Origin of the sequence: Streptomyces sp. NPDC001027 (assembly GCF_040299045.1) — a bacterium.
In the GTDB taxonomy this organism is placed as follows: Bacteria; Actinomycetota; Actinomycetes; order Streptomycetales; family Streptomycetaceae; genus Streptomyces.
Genome location: NZ_JBEPBI010000019.1, coordinates 54,684 through 72,187, shown reverse-complemented (window position 1 = coordinate 72,187; position 17,504 = coordinate 54,684). Strand labels below are relative to the sequence as shown.

The following is a 17,504-nucleotide window of genomic DNA, read 5'->3' as shown; positions in this document are numbered from 1 at the left end:
GAACACCCCCGCGTCGGCGGGGAGGACAAGAGTTCGGGCCTGCGGGTGGCGTGCATCGCCGGAACACCCCCGCGTCGGCGGGGAGGACCCGACGGGCCGCCCGGTGGTCGGGTCGTGCGCCGGAACACCCCCGCGTCGGCGGGGAGGACCCGTCCATCGACAGCGGCGACTGGTGCCGCTCCGGAACACCCCCGCGTCGGCGGGGAGGACCGCGCCGCGGCGGCGAGGTGCGCTGCCGATACCGGAACACCCCCGCGTCGGCGGGGAGGACACGCCGTGCCGGTTGCGGCCGAACCGGCTGAACGGAACACCCCCGCGTCGGCGGGGAGGACGCGTCGGTCGGCGCGAGATACACGCCGTCCGCCGGAACACCCCCGCGTCGGCGGGGAGGACGCCCGCGGCCAGACGGCCGGGTCGTCGGGCGCCGGAACACCCCCGCGTCGGCGGGGAGGACGGAAGCCGGGCGATCTCCGTCACGAACAGCGGCGGAACACCCCCGCGTCGGCGGGGAGGACCGGGGTCAGCTCCACAGGGTCGGCCGAGACGACGGAACACCCCCGCGTCGGCGGGGAGGACTACAGCCCCACGATCGGCCCGGGCAACCTGGTCGGAACACCCCCGCGTCGGCGGGGAGGACCAGTCCTCCGGCGCACTGTAGGTGCCCTGCGGCGGAACACCCCCGCGTCGGCGGGGAGGACGTAGTCACCGGCTGTGAAGGTCCTGTGTGCTACGGAACACCCCCGCGTCGGCGGGGAGGACCCGTCCTTCGCCGAAACGAAGGCTGCGACGGTCGGAACACCCCCGCGTCGGCGGGGAGGACTGGACGTCGACCTTCGCAGCCGCCTGCTCGATCGGAACACCCCCGCGTCGGCGGGGAGGACCACGGCCAACGACATCAAGGCGGCCGGCGCAGCCGGAACACCCCCGCGTCGGCGGGGAGGACGTCGCCCTGTCCTCGTTCACGCAGGCCGTCGTCGGAACACCCCCGCGTCGGCGGGGAGGACGACGACGCGGCCCGAACCTGCTCTACGCAGGTGAGGAACACCCCCGCGTCGGCGGGGAGGACACGATCAGCGCCGTCTGCCGGGACATGCACGGCGGAACACCCCCGCGTCGGCGGGGAGGACGGTACTCCGGTGATGCGCGTCGATCCGGAACACGGAACACCCCCGCGTCGGCGGGGAGGACTCAGGCGTTCGCGCCCTCCAGCCTCGCCAGTACGGAACACCCCCGCGTCGGCGGGGAGGACCGCGTGCTCCTGGTGCTCGTACAGCCGGGCGTCGGAACACCCCCGCGTCGGCGGGGAGGACACGTACGCATACAGCCAAGCGCACCACATGTTCGGAACACCCCCGCGTCGGCGGGGAGGACCCGCGTGCAGCCGGTACCGCGTCCATGATCGTCGGAACACCCCCGCGTCGGCGGGGAGGACGTGAGGGAGCCGGACGCCGCCGCGGTCAGCAGCGGAACACCCCCGCGTCGGCGGGGAGGACGAGTGCGCCCCGGTGGCGTCCGCCGTGTCCGCCGGAACACCCCCGCGTCGGCGGGGAGGACTCCGGTGTCCGTGGTGATGGTCGGCATCAGGTCGGAACACCCCCGCGTCGGCGGGGAGGACGTGCCTGACGCGATCGATCGCATCGTCGACGCCGGAACACCCCCGCGTCGGCGGGGAGGACCACCACAAGGTCACCATGCCCCCGGCGGACGTCGGAACACCCCCGCGTCGGCGGGGAGGACGAAATCGTGCACAGGGATGCCCTGGGTGCCCTCGGAACACCCCCGCGTCGGCGGGGAGGACCACCCGCTGTAGGTCTTGGCCTTCGCGCACAACGGAACACCCCCGCGTCGGCGGGGAGGACGCCGAGAGGTTGTCGCCGTGCTTGACGATGTACGGAACACCCCCGCGTCGGCGGGGAGGACATGGCCGAAGCGGTCTCTTCGGGCATCGTGATCGGAACACCCCCGCGTCGGCGGGGAGGACGCGACCGGCCGCACCGGGCACTCCTGGCACTTCTGGAACACCCCCGCGTCGGCGGGGAGGACACCCCCGCCTGGACCCGCTGGGGCGCAGTTGACGGAACACCCCCGCGTCGGCGGGGAGGACTGGCAGAGTCTCCCTCGTGAGCAAGGAATCGCCGGAACACCCCCGCGTCGGCGGGGAGGACTCGGCCTTCACGTAGGTGATGGTGACGGGATGCGGAACACCCCCGCGTCGGCGGGGAGGACCGCGACCCGGAAGGTGGGCATGCTCCAGGCGGTCTGGAACACCCCCGCGTCGGCGGGGAGGACTGGGGGCCGGAGCCTCGAGCTGTGGCTGATCGACGGAACACCCCCGCGTCGGCGGGGAGGACCTCATCCCGCCGAGCGGCTCCTTCAAGTTCATCGGAACACCCCCGCGTCGGCGGGGAGGACGCCGCCGCGCCCGCCGTGCTGATCGGTGCCGGCGGAACACCCCCGCGTCGGCGGGGAGGACGGCCAACTCGCCATCAACGGCAGCACCGCCACCGGAACACCCCCGCGTCGGCGGGGAGGACAGCAGCCCGCCGCCGAGGATCTGCGGGGCGTGCGGAACACCCCCGCGTCGGCGGGGAGGACTCCGGTGGTGGCGCAGGCGAGGTAGAACTCCGCGGAACACCCCCGCGTCGGCGGGGAGGACGAGCACGTCTGCAAGCCGGGCGCCGCGAAGTACGGAACACCCCCGCGTCGGCGGGGAGGACGCCCGGCTACCGCACGAGATCCGCCAGCTCCACGGAACACCCCCGCGTCGGCGGGGAGGACCCGACGTGCTGCGCCTTGCCGGTGACGGCCATCGGAACACCCCCGCGTCGGCGGGGAGGACGTGAGGGAGCCGGACGCCGCCGCCGTCTGCAGCGGAACACCCCCGCGTCGGCGGGGAGGACGCGAACAGCTTGGCCGCGGTCGTGTTGTACTTCGGAACACCCCCGCGTCGGCGGGGAGGACCTGCTGCCCTTGCCCGTGTAGGCCTTGGCCGCCGGAACACCCCCGCGTCGGCGGGGAGGACGGCAGACGCCCCCTTCGCCTGAACAGGTGGGCCGGAACACCCCCGCGTCGGCGGGGAGGACCGGTCGCCCTGCCGCAGGGCGAGGACGGCTCGCGGAACACCCCCGCGTCGGCGGGGAGGACGCGCACAGCCCACGGATTCGCCCTGGCCCCGGCGGAACACCCCCGCGTCGGCGGGGAGGACGACGCGTAGCCGGGCAGCTTGACGCCGTTCGCCGGAACACCCCCGCGTCGGCGGGGAGGACGCCACGTCGTCGGCGTCGATGCCGTCCGTCGTCGGAACACCCCCGCGTCGGCGGGGAGGACTCTTCCTGACCTGCGGTTTAGTGGCGGCTTTGCCTTTGTTTTGCCAGGGTGGTGGGTCCGAGATGTCGTGGAGGCGGGATCACATTGTGACCTTAGTCGGTCGACAGGGCCTGGGTGGTGTCAGTGGCGTGTGTTTGGATCCGTGGTTCACCGGGACAGTGAGCTGGTGGAGCAGGAAAGGGGTTCTGTCATGTCGTCTATGGGGGGAGAGGAGCCGGATGAGTCGGTGTGGGGGAAGTCCCGTGGTCTTGATCCAGAGCTTGCTCCGTACCCGCTAGTCAGGCATCTGCTCGACGCCGCTGCTATGGCGCTGCACCTGTGGGATGTGTACCTGTCGGCCCCGCAACGGCGTTGTATCGCGCAGGGTTTGGGCTTCACTGAGGAGCCGGGCAGGGCCCGGGCGGTGGTGGGGCTGTGCGCCGGGCTGCACGACATCGGAAAGCTGTCGGGGTTTCAGTTCTGCTCCCGGCACGGCAGCGAGGGACTTGCCGCATCCCTGAGCGGGGACCGCGAGTGGATGGGCTCGGAGCGGCTGGGGCACGACGCGGCCGGAATGAGGGCGGCCGCGGACGTGCTGGCGGTTCTTGGGTTCGACGCCGATGGGGAGACGGCGGCGGCGGAGCGGGTCGCGGAGATCGTCGGGGGTCATCACGGCCGCTTCTACCGTAACGAGGGCGGGGGCGGTTCGCCGTTTCTGGGCGGACCGGCCTGGGCGCGTCAGCGGGCGGCGCACGCGTCGGCGGTGCACGGGCTGCTGGGTTCCCCCGAGGCTCCGGAGTCGTTCAAGCCGGCTGCCGGGGTGCTGGTGACGGGGGTGGTCATTCTTGCGGACTGGTTGGTAAGCCAGGCTGATTATCTGCGGCCAAGGCAGAGGAGTCTGGAGGTGTCGCTGGCGGCGCACTTCGCGCGTTCGTGTGCGGATGCCGCCGGCCTGGTGGCCGATGCCGGGTTGGTGCCGGTGTGGTTGCGGCGCAGGGATTTCGCTGAGGCGTACGGGATCGACGGGCGGCCCAATGCGTTGCAGCGTTCGGTCATTGAGGAGTTGCCGGCGGCGGTGGGAGCCGGGGGTGGAGGCGGAATTCTGCTGGTGACGGCTGCTCCGGGGGACGGCAAGAGCGAGGCTGCTCTGGAGGCGGAGCGGGTGCTGTCGGGTGTGTCCGGCACGGACGGGTTCGCGTTCTTGCTGCCGACGATGGCGACCAGCGACCAGATGTACGGGCGGATCGCGCAAGCTCTTGCACGGCAGTCCGGCCAGGGGGCGGGCCTGACTCTGGTGCACAGCATGGCCTGGCTGAACACGGCGTACTCGGACGAGTCGTTGGAGGCGGGCCAGCAGGTGATGACCTGTGACGGGGACGAGGTCGCGGTAGGGCGGCAACGGGCGCAGGCCGATATCCGTCCGAGGCAGTGGCTGCGCGGTTCCAAGCGTCCGCTGTTGGCACAGTTCGCGGTGGGCACGGTGGATCAGGCGCTGATGTCGGTGTTGCCGGTGCGTCATAACGCTCTGCGGCTGCTGGCGCTGTCGGGCAAGACGTTCATCGTTGACGAGGCGCACGCCTACGACGCCTATATGCAGGTGCTGCTGGGTCGGTTGCTGAACTGGCTCGGCGCCTTCGGGGTTCCCGTCGTTCTGCTGTCGGCCACGTTGCCGGCTTCGGTCAGCGACGGGCTGATCAAGGAGTATCTGCAGGGCGCAGGACACAAGCGCAAAGAGTTGGGCGAGCGGACTTTCCCGGCCCCCTATCCGGGCTGGCTGTATGTGGACGGCGCCAGCGCCCGCGCGACGCAGATCTCGGAGCTGCGGCGGCGGGAGCAGGCCGTCGAGCGGCGCATGGAGCTGCATGTCGCGGTGGAGCCGGTCGTCCGGGGCTCGGGCGTGGCCCGTGACCGCCTGGCGGTGATCGAGCGTCTGCTAGAGCCGGTGGCCGCAGGCCCCGAGGGCGGCACCGCCTTGGTGGTGTGCAACACGGTCGGGGACGCGCAGGAGACGTACCTCAGACTCCGCGCCCGTTTCGACGACCGCTCTCACGCCGACGCAGGGATGGTGCAGTTGCTGCACGCCCGCTTCCCCGGCGACGTGCGCGAGGCGCGGACGGGCGAGGTCACACAGGGGATGGGCCGCATGGGACCGCGGCCAGCGCGCCGCATCGTGGTGGCCACGCAGGTCGTGGAGCAGTCCCTCGATCTGGACGCCGACGTCGTCATCAGCGACCTCGCCCCGCTGGCCTTGCTGCTGCAGCGGGCCGGCCGGTGCTGGCGCCACGAGAACTGGTGGTCCCGCAATGGCTACCCTGGTGGCCGCGGCCGCCCGGGCTGGGCGCGACAGCCGCGTCTTGTCGTGCTGGACCCGCTGTCCGACGGCGGGGCAGTGCCCCGGCAGTGGGGTGAGGTGTACTCCGAGTTCCTGCTCGACAAGACTTCCGAGAAGCTGAGCGAAATCACCGACGATGCCGTCTCGATTCCCGAAGACGTGCAGAAACTGGTCGAGTCGGTGCACGGAACCAAGGCGGAATCCTTCGACTGGGACACGGGCGACAGCGGGCGCAGGGCGGCCTGGACCGCGCATCAGGGCAAGCAGCTGGCACAACGGGGGCAGGCCGGCCTGGTAGCTGTCTGCCGGGTGCGGAGCGTGGGGGGCCTGCACGCGCTGCACAGCCTGCCGGGCGAGGAGGACGAGTGGGAGACCGCTACCCGGCTGGGAGCCAAATCGGTGCGACTGCTGTGCGCATACGTACACCCCGACAGGCGAACGACGCTCGACCTCGCCGGCGGTGAACCGATCCCGGACCTGGGGGCGAGGCAGAAGGTGCCCGCGTCGGCGGTGCGGGCGGTGATGCGGCGCACCATCCCGGTGAGCTCCGACTGGTTTCGCGCAGAGGACCCGCAGGCGCTCGCTCCTCCAGCGTCCTGGGCGGAGCATCCGATGCTGGGCGACGTCCGTGTGCTGTACCAGCCCGTCGTCGATGGAGCGGCCCGTGCAGTGGCCGTCGGTGGCAAGACACTGCGCCTGGACGAGGACCTCGGGCTTGTACGGCAGTAACCGTGGCACCGGACTCTGCCCGGTGCCCCCACATCGGCGGGGAAGGATCTGCGGGGCAGAGCCACCCGTGCCCATCCACGGAAACACCCCCACGGAAGCGGGGAGGCAGGCATTCAGCTGCGGCAAGGAGCAGTGCCGCACGCCGCACGCTCCAACCGTAGCCGGATCGGGGCGCAGCACGATCAGCCCAGCTCAGCTCAGCCGTACTGGGCGAGGTTGGCTGATGCACCGTCACCCTGACAGCGACGACGCGAAGATACCGCTCCGTTACTACCACACGCGAGCCCTAAACCCCTCCTGAAACCACCCCTGGCCTTCCACCTTCCTCATTCTTCTGCGTCACGGTCCCGATACTGCTCCACTGGTCCAAGTCCCGGTCGTTTTAGGGGCCATTGTCAGTGGCCGGTGCTTCAATGTCGGGCACGACGCCGGGGATTGGCCTGCGGGCTGGTTGCCATGCCGCGGTGTTGCGTTGGACTGCGTTCATACGAAGGAGTGAGGACGTGAGTGGGGGGTTCGATCTGCGGGACGAGCCGTGGATTCCGGTGCGGTTGCTGACAGGTGAATCGGTGCGGCTGAGTCTGCGGGATCTGTTTCAGCGCGCGCATGAGATCGCGGATGTGGAGCTGCCGGTGCCGCCGGCTGCGGCGGGCCTGCTGCGGATTCTGGCCGCGATGACCGCACGGATCAGCCAGGACGCAGGAGTGCGTCTTGACGATGCGGGCGTCGCGGAGGACATCGAGGACTGGCACGCGTTGCGCCGCCGGATCCTCAAGCGCGGCCGGTTCGATCCGCAGGCGGTGGACGCCTACTTCGACCGCGAGGTGCCGACGGGCCGTTTCGACCTGTTCGACGGAGAGCGGCCGTTCCTGCAGGATCCGCGACTGGCCGCCGAGTGCCTGGACGCGAACGGCGAGCCGAATCCTTCCGGAGTGAACAAGCTGGTGCTGGGACGCCCGACGGGCGTCAACGGGGCGGTGCTGTTCGGGCATTTCACGGACGTGTCGCCGGTCGCGGCGCCGGCCCATGAGGCGGTGTGGCACCTGATCGCGCAGCTGTACTTCGGCCCCTCCGGCCAGTGCACGCCGCGGCGGATCACTGCGGTGCGCATGGGCAGCGGGGACGCGGCGCCGTTGCGGAAGTCGGTGTCGTACTTCGCCTGGGCGCCGCAACTGTTCACCACGTTGGTGCTGGCAGTGCCCGGCCCGAATGTCGAAGCGGACTGGGAAACGGCAGATGCCTGCCCCTGGGAGTCGGAGCTGAACGCCCCGCTGGAGCCTGTGGCTGCCATCACGTGGCCGGGCCGGCTGCTGACGGGCCGGTTTCGCCATGCAGCACTGCTGGTGCCCTCGCCCGACGGCCGGTCGGTGACCGACGCCTACCTCACCTGGTCGACGCACGAGCCCGCCCCTGAGGCGCGTGATCCGTACCAGATCCTCGACCGCCGCAAGGACGGCATGCTCCAGCCGCGGGAAGCCGACGGCGCGCGGGCCCTGTGGCGGGACCTGGACTCCCTGCTGCTGAAGGACAGCGCGCAAGGCGCGCAGCGGCCGCCGTGCCTTGAGGATCTGCCCAAGCAGCTGCTGCCCTCGCTGCGGGTGCGCGCTTACGGATTCGAGCAGGACGGTCAGCAAAAGGACAGCGTCTGGTTCCAGGCGACGACCCCGCCCGTGCTGCAGTGGCAGGAAGAGACGGACGCCGCCATGGCGCATCACGTCAGCCGCTGTCACCGCGTGGCCGAGGACACCGCGTCCCGCCTCGAGTTCGCCGCGAAGGTCGCCTGGCGGCTCGCCACCGACGCACAAGCCGACCCCTCTCCCACCGCGAGAGTCCGAATCGATCAGCGCAAGCCCGGCCCCTGGGCATCGGCAGCGCTGGCCGGCTACTGGCCGGCCGCCGAACGGGAGTTCTGGCGTCTCGCCGCACCGGTGCAGACCGCGGCCGTCATCGAACGGCCGTTCGTCGAGGCAGCGCTGGCCGCGCTGGACGAGGCGATCGGCCAGGCGAACCGGGCCGACATCCGGGTGGCGCGCGCCCGCAGCCGCGCCCGCGCCCTTCTGCTCGCCTTGCTGCCCGCTACGCACACGGCCTGACCTGGCTGGCCCGGCAGGGCCGTGACGGCGTCTTCTGACCCTTTCCCCCTCTACCAGGGATGTGCCATGACCCTCTCCGATCCGGCGCCCGCGACGACGAATAAGCCCCCACGAGGCTCCGACCGTTTCGTGGCCTACGTGTTCGACCTGTGCGAGTCCAAACAAACGAGGGCCGAACTGCGCCGGGGACTCGCTCTGCCCGTCGAGCGGTGCAACTACCTGCACCGCTACCTCGTGCCGTGGACGGCCGAAGCCCACCCCGATGCCAAGCGGGCCCACTACGCGGTGGCCGCGCTGATCGCCGCCCGCCCGCGCACGGCCCGCGACCTGCCGGCCCCGGTTGCGGCAGACGACGAGAGGCCCGTCGCCCGGCGGGCACGCGCCAACCTCGGAGCCACGCTCGGCCGGGCCGTCACCCAAGGCGTCCTGAAGCCGGCGACCGCCGAGAGCACCCTGCATCTGATGTCGCGGCAGTCCGCCGACGCCGTCCACCCGGGCCTGCCCGCCCTGACCCGGCAGCTCCTCACCGGCGGCATCCCCGTGGACTGGGCGGTCCTCCTGGAGGACATGGCTTGGTGGAACCGCGACCGCGACCGCATCGCCACCGCCTGGCTCGAAAGCTACTTCCGTATCACCAACGCCCCAACCGCGCCCGATGACCTGGGCGCCGACACCCCTGACGTGACCGAGGAGAACCAGCGATGACCCTCTACCTGGACCTGAGCGCCCTGCAGTCCGTGCCGGCCGCGAACCTCAATCGGGACGATCTCGGCTCTCCCAAACAGGTCCGATACGGCAACGCCCCCCGCATCCGGGTCTCCAGCCAGTCCTGGAAACGCGTCATCCGCCACGGAGTCGAGCAGGATCTGGGCGAGAAAGCCGCCCGAACCCGCATGGTGCCCGTCAAGGTCAAGCAGGCCCTGGAAAAGACCGGATGGCCGGCCGACCTGGCGGAGTTCGCCGGATCACAGGTCGCCGCCAGCGCCGGGAAGAAGGGCATCGGCACAGAGAAGGAAGGACACACCTCAGTCCTGCTGTTCCTGCCCGAGGCAGCCATCGACGAGCTGGCCGCAGTGTGCACCGAGCACCGCGAAGCGCTGGAGAAGGGCAAAGACAGCAAGAAGCCCGGACAACTGCTGCCCCCCGCCCGCATCGAGGAGATCCTCAAACGCCGCACCGCCTCCATCAGCCTGCTGGGACGGATGCTCGCAGAACTGCCCGACGCCAATGTCGACGGCGCCGCCCAGGTCGCCCACGCCTTCACCACCCACACCGCCGAACCGCAGCGCGACTACTTCACCGCCGTCGACGACTGGCTGGGCGAGGCCGAAACCGGAAGCGCCCACCTGGACACCGCCGAGTTCAGCGCCGGCGTCTTCTACCGCTACGCCACCGTCAACATCACCGACCTGGCCAAGAACCTCGAAGGCGACACCAAAGCCGCCCGCACCGTCCTGGCCTCCTTCGCGGAGCACTTCCTGCTCTCGCTGCCCCAGGCCAAACGCAACAGCACCGCACCGCACACCCTGCCCGACCTGGCCTACCTGGCGGTGCGCGAACACCGGCCGCTCTCCCTGGCCGCCGCGTTCGAAACCCCTGTGACCGCCGACCTGCGGGGCGGGTTCTCGACCAGCTCCCGCCAGGTACTCGCCTCCTACGCGCAGGAGATCAACCGGCTCACCGGCGACCGCAGCCGGCGCTTCCACGGCCACGCCACCATCGCCCCCGACGAACACCTCACCGGGCTGGGCGAGGAATGCGCCTCCTACGACGAACTGATCGAAGCCGCCCTGGAAGCAGCCCTGCCCCAGTCCGGAGAACAACTGTGAGCGCAATCCTGCTGCGCCTGGCCGGACCCCTGCAATCGTGGGGGGAGCGCTCCGCGTTCACCGCCGTGCGGGACACCGCCCCCTTCCCCACCCGCTCCGCCCTCATCGGACTCTTCGCCGCCGCGGAGGGCATCGGCCGCGACGACCGCCTTCCCGACTACTACGACCACCTACGCCTCATCGTCCGTGTCGACCGCCCAGGAGTACGTGTCATCGACTACCACACCGTCGGCGGCGGCCTGCCCAAACCACGCACCGCCGCCACCAGCGGCGGCAGCAACAAGGGTGCCGCAGTGATCACCCGACGCCACTATTTGGCCGACGCCGTGTTCGTCGTCGCCGTCTCCGGACCCGACCAAATCCTGAACCGGATGGCCCAGGCGCTGCGCCGCCCGCACTGGGCCCCCTACCTCGGCCGCCGCTCCTGCGTGCCCGACGAGCCCTTCGTGTTGCGCAGCCACGTCGAAGACCCCGAAGCCGAACTGCGCCACCACGTGCCGCTCAGCCGCACTCTTCCTGCCGGCCCAGGAGACGCCACCATCGATGTGGAGTTCCTGCGCGAGGACCCGCCGCCCGCCCCGAGCATGCCCGAGGCCGACACCCTCGACGTCAACGACATCCCGGTCAGCTTCTCCCCGCACGGCCGCAGCCTCCGCATGCGCCGTCTGTACAGAAGCGTCGAACCGCTGCCCCAGACCCTGGCCGGCCCCCAGCACACCCTGATGCGGCGACTGATCGACTACGCCCACACCGAGGAAAGCGCATGAACCACTACCCGGTCCTCGCCCGCATCCGCCTCAACCCCCACCACCGCGCCGTGCACCGCGACCTGCGCGACGCCACCCAGATGCACCGCACCGTGATGCGCATGGCCCCCGACAACCTGGGCCACTCTCCACGCCTGCAAGCCGGACTGCTGTACCGGCTTGAGGAGACCGACACCGCCAGCACCCTCCTCGTCCAGGCCGCCCAACTCGACCCGGCACTACTGCCAGCGGGCTACGGCCACGCCGAGATCAAAGACCTGGCACCTATGTTCTCCGCGCTACGCAAAGGGCTCGCCGTCCGCTACCGCATCGTCCTCAACCCCGCCAAACGCGAACGCCTCCCCCAGGACCAAAAGAACAAACGCGGCAAGATCATCCCCCTCTCGGGAGGGGACGCCGACCAGTGGTGGCTTCGCCGCGCCGCCGACGCCGGCCTGAACGTCCACCTCCTGACCCCCACCAACGTGGCCCCCATACGCCCCCAAGGTCCGCAGGCCCCACCGATGCGGCACAGCCTGATCCGCTACGACGGCACCGCCACCGTCACCGACCCCGACGCCCTGACCCAGGCCGTCCTGAACGGCATCGGCCGCGGCAAACCCTATGGAGCCGGCCTGCTCAGCCTCGCCCCGGCTGCCGCAGCGTGAGCGCCGCCGACAAGAGCGGCCAGGCACGCCGACGCCTGGCCGCGCCCACGCTGGCCATGCTGCCCCGCGTCGCGGACTCCCTGTCGTTCCTCTACCTGGACATGGTCCGCGTCGTCCAGGACGACACCGGCGTATGCGCACAGATCCAGGTCGCCCACGACCGCACCGACCTCGTGTACCTCCCCACCGCGGCCCTGTCCTGCCTGCTGCTCGGCCCAGGCGTGTCCATCACCACCCCTGCCCTGACCACTCTGGCCCGCCACGGCACCAGCGTGGTCTGCACCGGAGCGGGAGGGGTCCGCGCCTACGCCGGCATCCTGCCCGACTCCCTGACCACCCATTGGCTCGAACAGCAGGTCACAGCCTGGGCAGAGCCCGCCCGGCGCCTCGACGTCGCCAGACGCATGTACGGCATGCGCTTCGACGCCACCGAACTTCCCGATGCCATCACCCTGGAGCAGCTGCGTGGCATGGAGGGCCAGCGCATGAAAGCCCTCTACAAGATCCTCGCTCAGCAGCACGGCATCGGCCGCTTTCGCCGCGCCTACCACCCCGACCAATGGCACGCCCAGGACCCCGTCAACCTCGCCCTGTCCGCCGCCAATACCTGCCTGTACGGCATCGTCCACGCAGCCCTGCTCGCCCTGGGCCTGTCACCCGCCCTCGGCTTCGTCCACGCCGGCACCCAACATGCCTTCGTCTACGACATCGCCGACCTCTACAAAGCAGAGACCACCCTGCCCCTCGCTTTCGCCCTGCACCAGTCCACCAACCCCGAACAGGAGGCACGCCGCCGCTTCCGCGAAGACCTCCGCCTCCTGCGCCTGCTTCCACGCATCGTCCACGACCTCCAGGCCCTGCTGACACCAGCACAGATCGACGCCGACCCAGATGGCGGGGACCGCTCCGAGCGGCGCGACGTCGACATGGTCCACCTGTGGGACCCCAAGGCAGGCGTCCTGCCAGCCGGAGTCAACTACGCATCAGGCGGAACCTGATGCCTTCCATGCTGGTCATCGCCACCACCGCGGTCCCCGACCACCTGCGCGGCGCCCTGAGCCGGTGGACCAGCGAAGTCGTACCCGGCATCTTCGTCGGATCCGTCTCCGCGCGCGTACGCGACCACCTCTGGCAAGCAGTCACCGAAACCGTCGGCAACGGAGCAGCCGTCCTCATTCACCCAGCACCCACCGAACAGGGCTACGCCATCCGCACCGCAGGAACCCGCCGTCGCGTCCCTGAAGACTTCGACGGCCTAACCCTCATCCGAATGGCAGCCGTGAAGTCGACAAATAGCGAGCAAAGTCGTTCATGAATCGCCGGTCGCGAAGGCGCTCCCCGCCGTCGCGGGGGGTGCTTTTTCCCAACCCCGTGCTGAGGCTGCGAGGTGGAGTTTCTGGGTGAAAATCCCTTACGGCCAAGGGTGGTGATCCCCCTACGGTTGCTCCCCGTGACTATCGAGATGCCCCACCAGCCACTTCCGATTGACCATTCAGACGTGCCTGTTCGTGGTGTGCGCGACATACCCTCCACGGATCGGCTGCCACCGTAATGGGCTATTGCCTGCTGCCTCATGTCTCACCGACTCTCGATGCACAAGCAGCTGTAACGGGGAGGCCCACGTGCCGACGGAACTGGATGTCCTGGTGCCGCCGCAGAGGGTCGCCGCGCGGCTTTCGCGCTGGGAGGAGGCCCTCGATGTGCTGGTGCCACCGAATCCGGGGACGAGCCTGCGGATCGCGACCTGGAACCTGCGGGCGTTCTCCGGCTTGACCAAGGCCTGGACAACCCCTGAGGGCGCCTCGCCGAAGCGGAACTTCGCCGATGTGCACCTGATCGCCGCGGTGGTGCGCCGGTTCGACGTGGTTGCGGTGCAGGAGGTCCGCGGGAACCTGCGGGCCCTGCGGCACCTGATGAGGGTGCTGGGGGAGGACTGGGCGTTCATCCTCACCGACGTGACCGAGGGCAAGGCTGGCAACGACGAACGGCTGGCGTTCCTGTTCGACACGCGGCGGGTCAAACCGTCCGGGCTGGCCTGCGAGCTGGTGGTGCCGATTGAGAAGGATGCGGGTATCCCGGCGGGAGGGCTTGACCGCCAGTTCGCCCGCACCCCCTACGCGGTCAGCTTTCTCTCACGCGGGCAGACGTTCACGCTGGTCACGCTCCACGTGTTGTATGGCGAGGACGCTGCTGAGCGGATCCCGGAGCTGCAGGCGATCGCCGACTGGCTGGCCGGTTGGGCAGAGCGTGAGTTCGGCTGGGACCACAACCTCATCGCGCTCGGAGACTTCAACATCGACCGGGCCGACGACCCGCTGTTCAAGGCGTTCACCTCCACCGGCCTGGTCCCCGCTCCGCAGCTCGCGGGACTTCCGCGGACCGTCTTCGACCACCCTGGAACGGAGCACTTCTACGACCAGATCGCCTGGTTCACCAAGGGGCAGAAACGCCGACCGGTACTGACCTTGGAAGCAGGCGCGGGCGGCCATGTGGACTTCGTGCCCGAACTCCGAGACGATGCCACACTGACGGAGTTGTCGTGGCACATCTCTGATCATTACCCGATGTGGGTTGAATTCGCGATCCCCGCCTTCTGACCGGACAGTGCCCCTGTCCGACTGCGTTTGCGATCTGCAACGTGGGGCGATCGATCGGTGAGTCCTGGTACGAGATCGGCGTCGACGACCCGGACCGCCGCCAGCGCTTCCCCGAGCCCACCGGCCGCTGAATACAGTTCACGATGCAGGGCACGTCCTTGCGGATGAAGGGCTTGCCCGGCGTCTGTCCATGCAGGGGCTGATAAATGGGCGGCCCCTGAGGTTCCCCCCTTCGCCGAAACCGCCGGCTGCACTGGCTGAGACGCCAGCACGGCGGAGGGGAAGGTGCGTGTGTCAATCCCCTGGTTTCGTAGAGACCTTTCCTATGCGGCCTGGCACCTCTGGTCGCTCTTCTTGCGCGCTTCGATGATGGTCCGTTCGAACTCCTCCGGCGGCAGGCCGCCGGCCGCGCTGTGCCTGCGTCGTGGGTTGTAGAACCCGGTGATCCAGGTGGCGATCTTCAGGCGGGCCTCGGTGCGGGTGGCGAACCGGTGCCGGTGGATGTACTCGACCTTGAGCAGCGAGCTGAACGACTCCGCGGCGGCGTTGTCCAGCGCCGACCCCACCCGCCCCATGGACTGCACCACGCCCAGGCGGCCACACAGGGTGTTGTACGCCTCTGACGTGTACTCGGTGAGTTCAACCGGTCGTTGCAACACCGCGCTGTTGTAGTGAGCGTAGCTGTTCCTCGAAGACTTCGGTCGGTGTCCGCCAACCGAGGACTTTGCGGGGCCGGTTGTTGATCGCCAGCGCGACGGCTTCGAGGTCCGTGGACGACCACCGGGAGAGGTCGGTTCCCTTCGGGAAGTACTGACGCAGCAGCCCGTTGGTGTTCTCGTTCGTCGGTCGTTGCCATGGCGAGTGCGGATCGGCGAAGAACACCTTCGTGCCGGTATCGAGAGCGAGCTGGGCATGGCCGGAGAGTTCCTTCCCGCGGTCCCAGGTGAGGGTCTTGCGTAGCTGCTCGGGCAGCTGCGCCATCGACGTGGCGAGCGCCGCGTTCATCGCGATCGCGCCATAGCCCCCGAGCGAGGCGCCGTTCTTCACCGGCGGGTTCTCGCCCCAGCCTTCGAGCCGAGGCAGGTGCACCAGGAGCGTGGAGCGGCTGCTGCGCTCGACCAGCGTGCCGATCGCGGAGCGGCCCGTCCCGATGATCAAATCGCCTTCCCAGTGTCCGGGGACCGCGCGGTCGGTTGCCTCGGCGGGGCGTTCGCTGAGGACGACGTCCGCGGTGACATGCCCTTGCGGCTTGTTCTGCGACCGCGCACGGGGAGTGCGTAGTGCCCGGCCGGTACGCAGACACGTGACCAGCTCCCGCTTGAGCGCACCACGGCCCTCGATGAACAGCGCCTGGTAGATCGCTTCGTGGCTGATGCGCATGGACTCATCGTCGGGGAAGTCGACGTGAAGCCGGCGCGAGATCTGCTCCGGGCTCCACGCCATCGCCCATCTTCTGTCCTGGCGGTGCGGCTTGTTCAGCCCCTTCCACGCGGGCGTCTTGGGCCCGGTGACGATCGTGCCGTCGGGACGACGGACACTGCCGGCGAGCCGTTCCTGTACGTATTCACGCAACCTGTCGTTTCCTGCGAGCCTAGCTGCCTTCGGGCGCTTCGCGGCCTGCTGTGCCTTCCACTGCGCGACCGTGGCCCGGTACGTCTGCTTCCCGCTGCGGGTGGCGGCGTTGCGGCGCAACTCGCGCGAGATCGTTCCTGGGTCACGTCCGATCGTGCGGGCGATCTCGCGCACGCCCTTGTCCTGGGCGCGCAGAATCGCGATCTCCTCGCGCTCCTCGAAGCTCAGGTAGCGGCCGGTGGGCTCGGCCAGAGAGATCGGCGCCATGCCGCCAGCGTGACGGAACCACCGGGAACCGACCGGCCACGACACTCCGACCGCCAGCGATGCCTCAGCCGTCGTGACGCCCGTGGCGATCAGCCGCCAGAACTGCCGCTGCACCACCCGCGACGGATCAGGCCGGCCAGGCGAGCGCATCGCCGGCCTCAGCGCCCGGTCAGCACGCCACTGCCGCCGAAGTCCCGCGGGCGCATCGCCGGTCTTCCTGCTCCAGTCCCTCGTAACGATCTTGAACACCTCCGAAATCAAGGTGTTGCGACGACCGATTGAATCCGCCCTCACTTCCCCTGTCGCTGTGGAAGATCGTCCCGTCCCTCCGGCCGCCACGTGTCGCGGTGGCCATCTTCAACGACGCTCCGACCAGGGCGGCGTCATGATGCTCGCCCATGGCGTAGCCGAGGCAACGGCGCGAGAACGCATCGATGACCGTGGCCAGATAGATCTTGCCCTCACCGGTCTCGATCTCCGTCATGTCCCCGTACCAGAGCACGTCCGGGGCGACCGCGTCGAAACGGCGATTCACCAGGTCAGGGGCGGCCTTCCGCTTGCCCTGCCGGGTCAGCGACCGCCGCCTGGGCGGCTTGCGGCCCTGCAGACCGAGCTCGGCCATGATCTCCGCGACGGTGTTCACCGACACCTGCCAGCCCTCCGCCCACAGGTCCAGGGTGATCCTCGGCGAGCCGTAGGTGCCGCCGGACTCCGTGAAGAAGTGGACGATCCGCTCCTCCAGCCTCGCCCTCCTGACCTCGCGTTTCGTCGGCTCGTCGGGACGCCGACGCCATTTGTAGAACCACGCCTCGCTCACCCCGACCACCCGGCAGGACACCCGGTGCGGGACGCCATGCCCGGCCCTCTGGTTACCGATGAAGGCGACCACCGCCTCCGGAGCGTTCTCGGTCACTTCACCCAGAGGGCCATGCATCGCTTGAAGACATCACGCTCCATCTCCAGCTCACGGATCCGCTTGTTCTTCTCCCCGATCTCCCTGCGCAGCCGCTCCAGCTCGGCCCGCTCGGCCTCCCGCACCCGACCGCCACCGCCACTGGCGGCTGTCGGTTGTACGGGCCGGTCCGAGGACGTCGTCCCGTTGCGCCGCCACCGCGACACCCAGCTGTGCAGCGTGCCCGGGTTGATGCCGAGCTCCTCGGCGACCTCCCCGGCCGGCCTCCCGGTCTCGACCACGATGCGCACCGCACCCCCACGGAACTCATCGTCGTACGGCGGCTTCTTCTTGGACCCCATGAATCCCAACTTCCCCTGCAATCACGGGCTCCACGCTACGAGGGGATGGTCGCGGCTCACATCCCCGGGCCGGGTGTCGATTGGATCGCCATGTCCGGGGCCACCCGATCC

Annotated in this window: 13 protein-coding genes and 1 CRISPR repeat array; of the genes, 9 read left to right on the top strand and 4 right to left on the bottom strand. The window is 69.7% G+C overall.

Going from position 1 to position 17,504, the window contains the following annotated elements; translation table 11 throughout:
* Positions 1–59: 59 nt before the first annotated feature.
* Positions 60–3,327: direct repeats of the CRISPR family, unit length 29 nt; unit sequence CGGAACACCCCCGCGTCGGCGGGGAGGAC.
* Between the two features lie 190 nt (positions 3,328–3,517).
* The 9 genes from cas3 (at position 3,518) to ABT300_RS09070 (ending at position 14,300) form a co-directional block, all read left to right on the top strand.
* Positions 3,518–6,367 (top strand): CRISPR-associated helicase Cas3', encoded by a 2,850-nt coding sequence (gene cas3, locus ABT300_RS09110; RefSeq protein ID WP_351673622.1) that lies wholly within the window; start codon positions 3,518–3,520, stop codon positions 6,365–6,367.
* Positions 6,368–6,780: 413 nt separating this feature from the next.
* Entirely contained in the window at positions 6,781–8,460 is a 1,680-nt protein-coding gene (gene casA, locus ABT300_RS09105; protein WP_351673613.1) for a type I-E CRISPR-associated protein Cse1/CasA, read from the top strand.
* 66 nt (positions 8,461–8,526) lie between these two features.
* Complete coding sequence (gene casB, locus ABT300_RS09100) at positions 8,527–9,165, top strand: type I-E CRISPR-associated protein Cse2/CasB (protein ID WP_351673610.1); 639 nt, start codon at positions 8,527–8,529, stop codon at positions 9,163–9,165.
* On the top strand, positions 9,162–10,289 hold the full coding sequence (gene cas7e / locus ABT300_RS09095) for a type I-E CRISPR-associated protein Cas7/Cse4/CasC (RefSeq protein WP_351673608.1): 1,128 nt from the start codon (positions 9,162–9,164) through the stop codon (positions 10,287–10,289). The genes casB and cas7e overlap by 4 nt, the downstream gene beginning before the upstream one ends.
* A complete protein-coding gene (gene cas5e / locus ABT300_RS09090) occupies positions 10,286–11,056 on the top strand; it encodes a type I-E CRISPR-associated protein Cas5/CasD (RefSeq protein ID WP_351673606.1) in 771 nt (256 codons plus the stop codon). The genes cas7e and cas5e overlap by 4 nt, the downstream gene beginning before the upstream one ends.
* Entirely contained in the window at positions 11,053–11,703 is a 651-nt protein-coding gene (gene cas6e, locus ABT300_RS09085) for a type I-E CRISPR-associated protein Cas6/Cse3/CasE (RefSeq protein WP_351673604.1), read from the top strand. Before cas5e ends, cas6e begins: the two co-directional genes overlap by 4 nt.
* A gap of 56 nt (positions 11,704–11,759) precedes the next feature.
* Positions 11,760–12,701 carry a type I-E CRISPR-associated endonuclease Cas1e gene (gene cas1e / locus ABT300_RS09080; protein ID WP_351673620.1) on the top strand — a complete coding sequence of 314 codons (942 nt, stop codon included), beginning with the start codon at positions 11,760–11,762 and terminating at the stop codon, positions 12,699–12,701.
* Entirely contained in the window at positions 12,701–13,018 is a 318-nt protein-coding gene (cas2e, locus tag ABT300_RS09075; RefSeq protein WP_351673602.1) for a type I-E CRISPR-associated endoribonuclease Cas2e, read from the top strand. The genes cas1e and cas2e overlap by 1 nt, the downstream gene beginning before the upstream one ends.
* Before the next feature lie 307 nt (positions 13,019–13,325).
* Complete coding sequence (locus tag ABT300_RS09070; protein ID WP_351673600.1) at positions 13,326–14,300, top strand: endonuclease/exonuclease/phosphatase family protein; 975 nt, start codon at positions 13,326–13,328, stop codon at positions 14,298–14,300.
* A 323-nt stretch (positions 14,301–14,623) separates the two neighbouring features.
* Here the strand turns inward: ABT300_RS09070 and ABT300_RS09065 are convergent, their stop codons facing one another.
* From ABT300_RS09065 to ABT300_RS09050, 4 genes are read right to left on the bottom strand one after another with little or no spacing between them, the layout of a single operon-like run.
* The gene (locus tag ABT300_RS09065) at positions 14,624–14,959 is read right to left on the bottom strand and encodes an integrase core domain-containing protein (RefSeq protein WP_351673598.1); all 336 of its coding nucleotides are present in this window, start codon (positions 14,957–14,959) and stop codon (positions 14,624–14,626) included.
* The gene (locus ABT300_RS09060) at positions 14,940–16,289 is read right to left on the bottom strand and encodes an IS30 family transposase (protein WP_502977900.1); all 1,350 of its coding nucleotides are present in this window, start codon (positions 16,287–16,289) and stop codon (positions 14,940–14,942) included. The genes ABT300_RS09065 and ABT300_RS09060 overlap by 20 nt, the downstream gene beginning before the upstream one ends.
* 19 nt (positions 16,290–16,308) lie before the next feature.
* The gene (locus tag ABT300_RS09055) at positions 16,309–17,052 is read right to left on the bottom strand and encodes an IS3 family transposase (protein ID WP_351673596.1); all 744 of its coding nucleotides are present in this window, start codon (positions 17,050–17,052) and stop codon (positions 16,309–16,311) included.
* A complete protein-coding gene (locus ABT300_RS09050) occupies positions 17,049–17,393 on the bottom strand; it encodes a transposase (RefSeq protein ID WP_351673594.1) in 345 nt (114 codons plus the stop codon). The genes ABT300_RS09055 and ABT300_RS09050 overlap by 4 nt, the downstream gene beginning before the upstream one ends.
* Positions 17,394–17,504 lie beyond the last annotated feature (111 nt).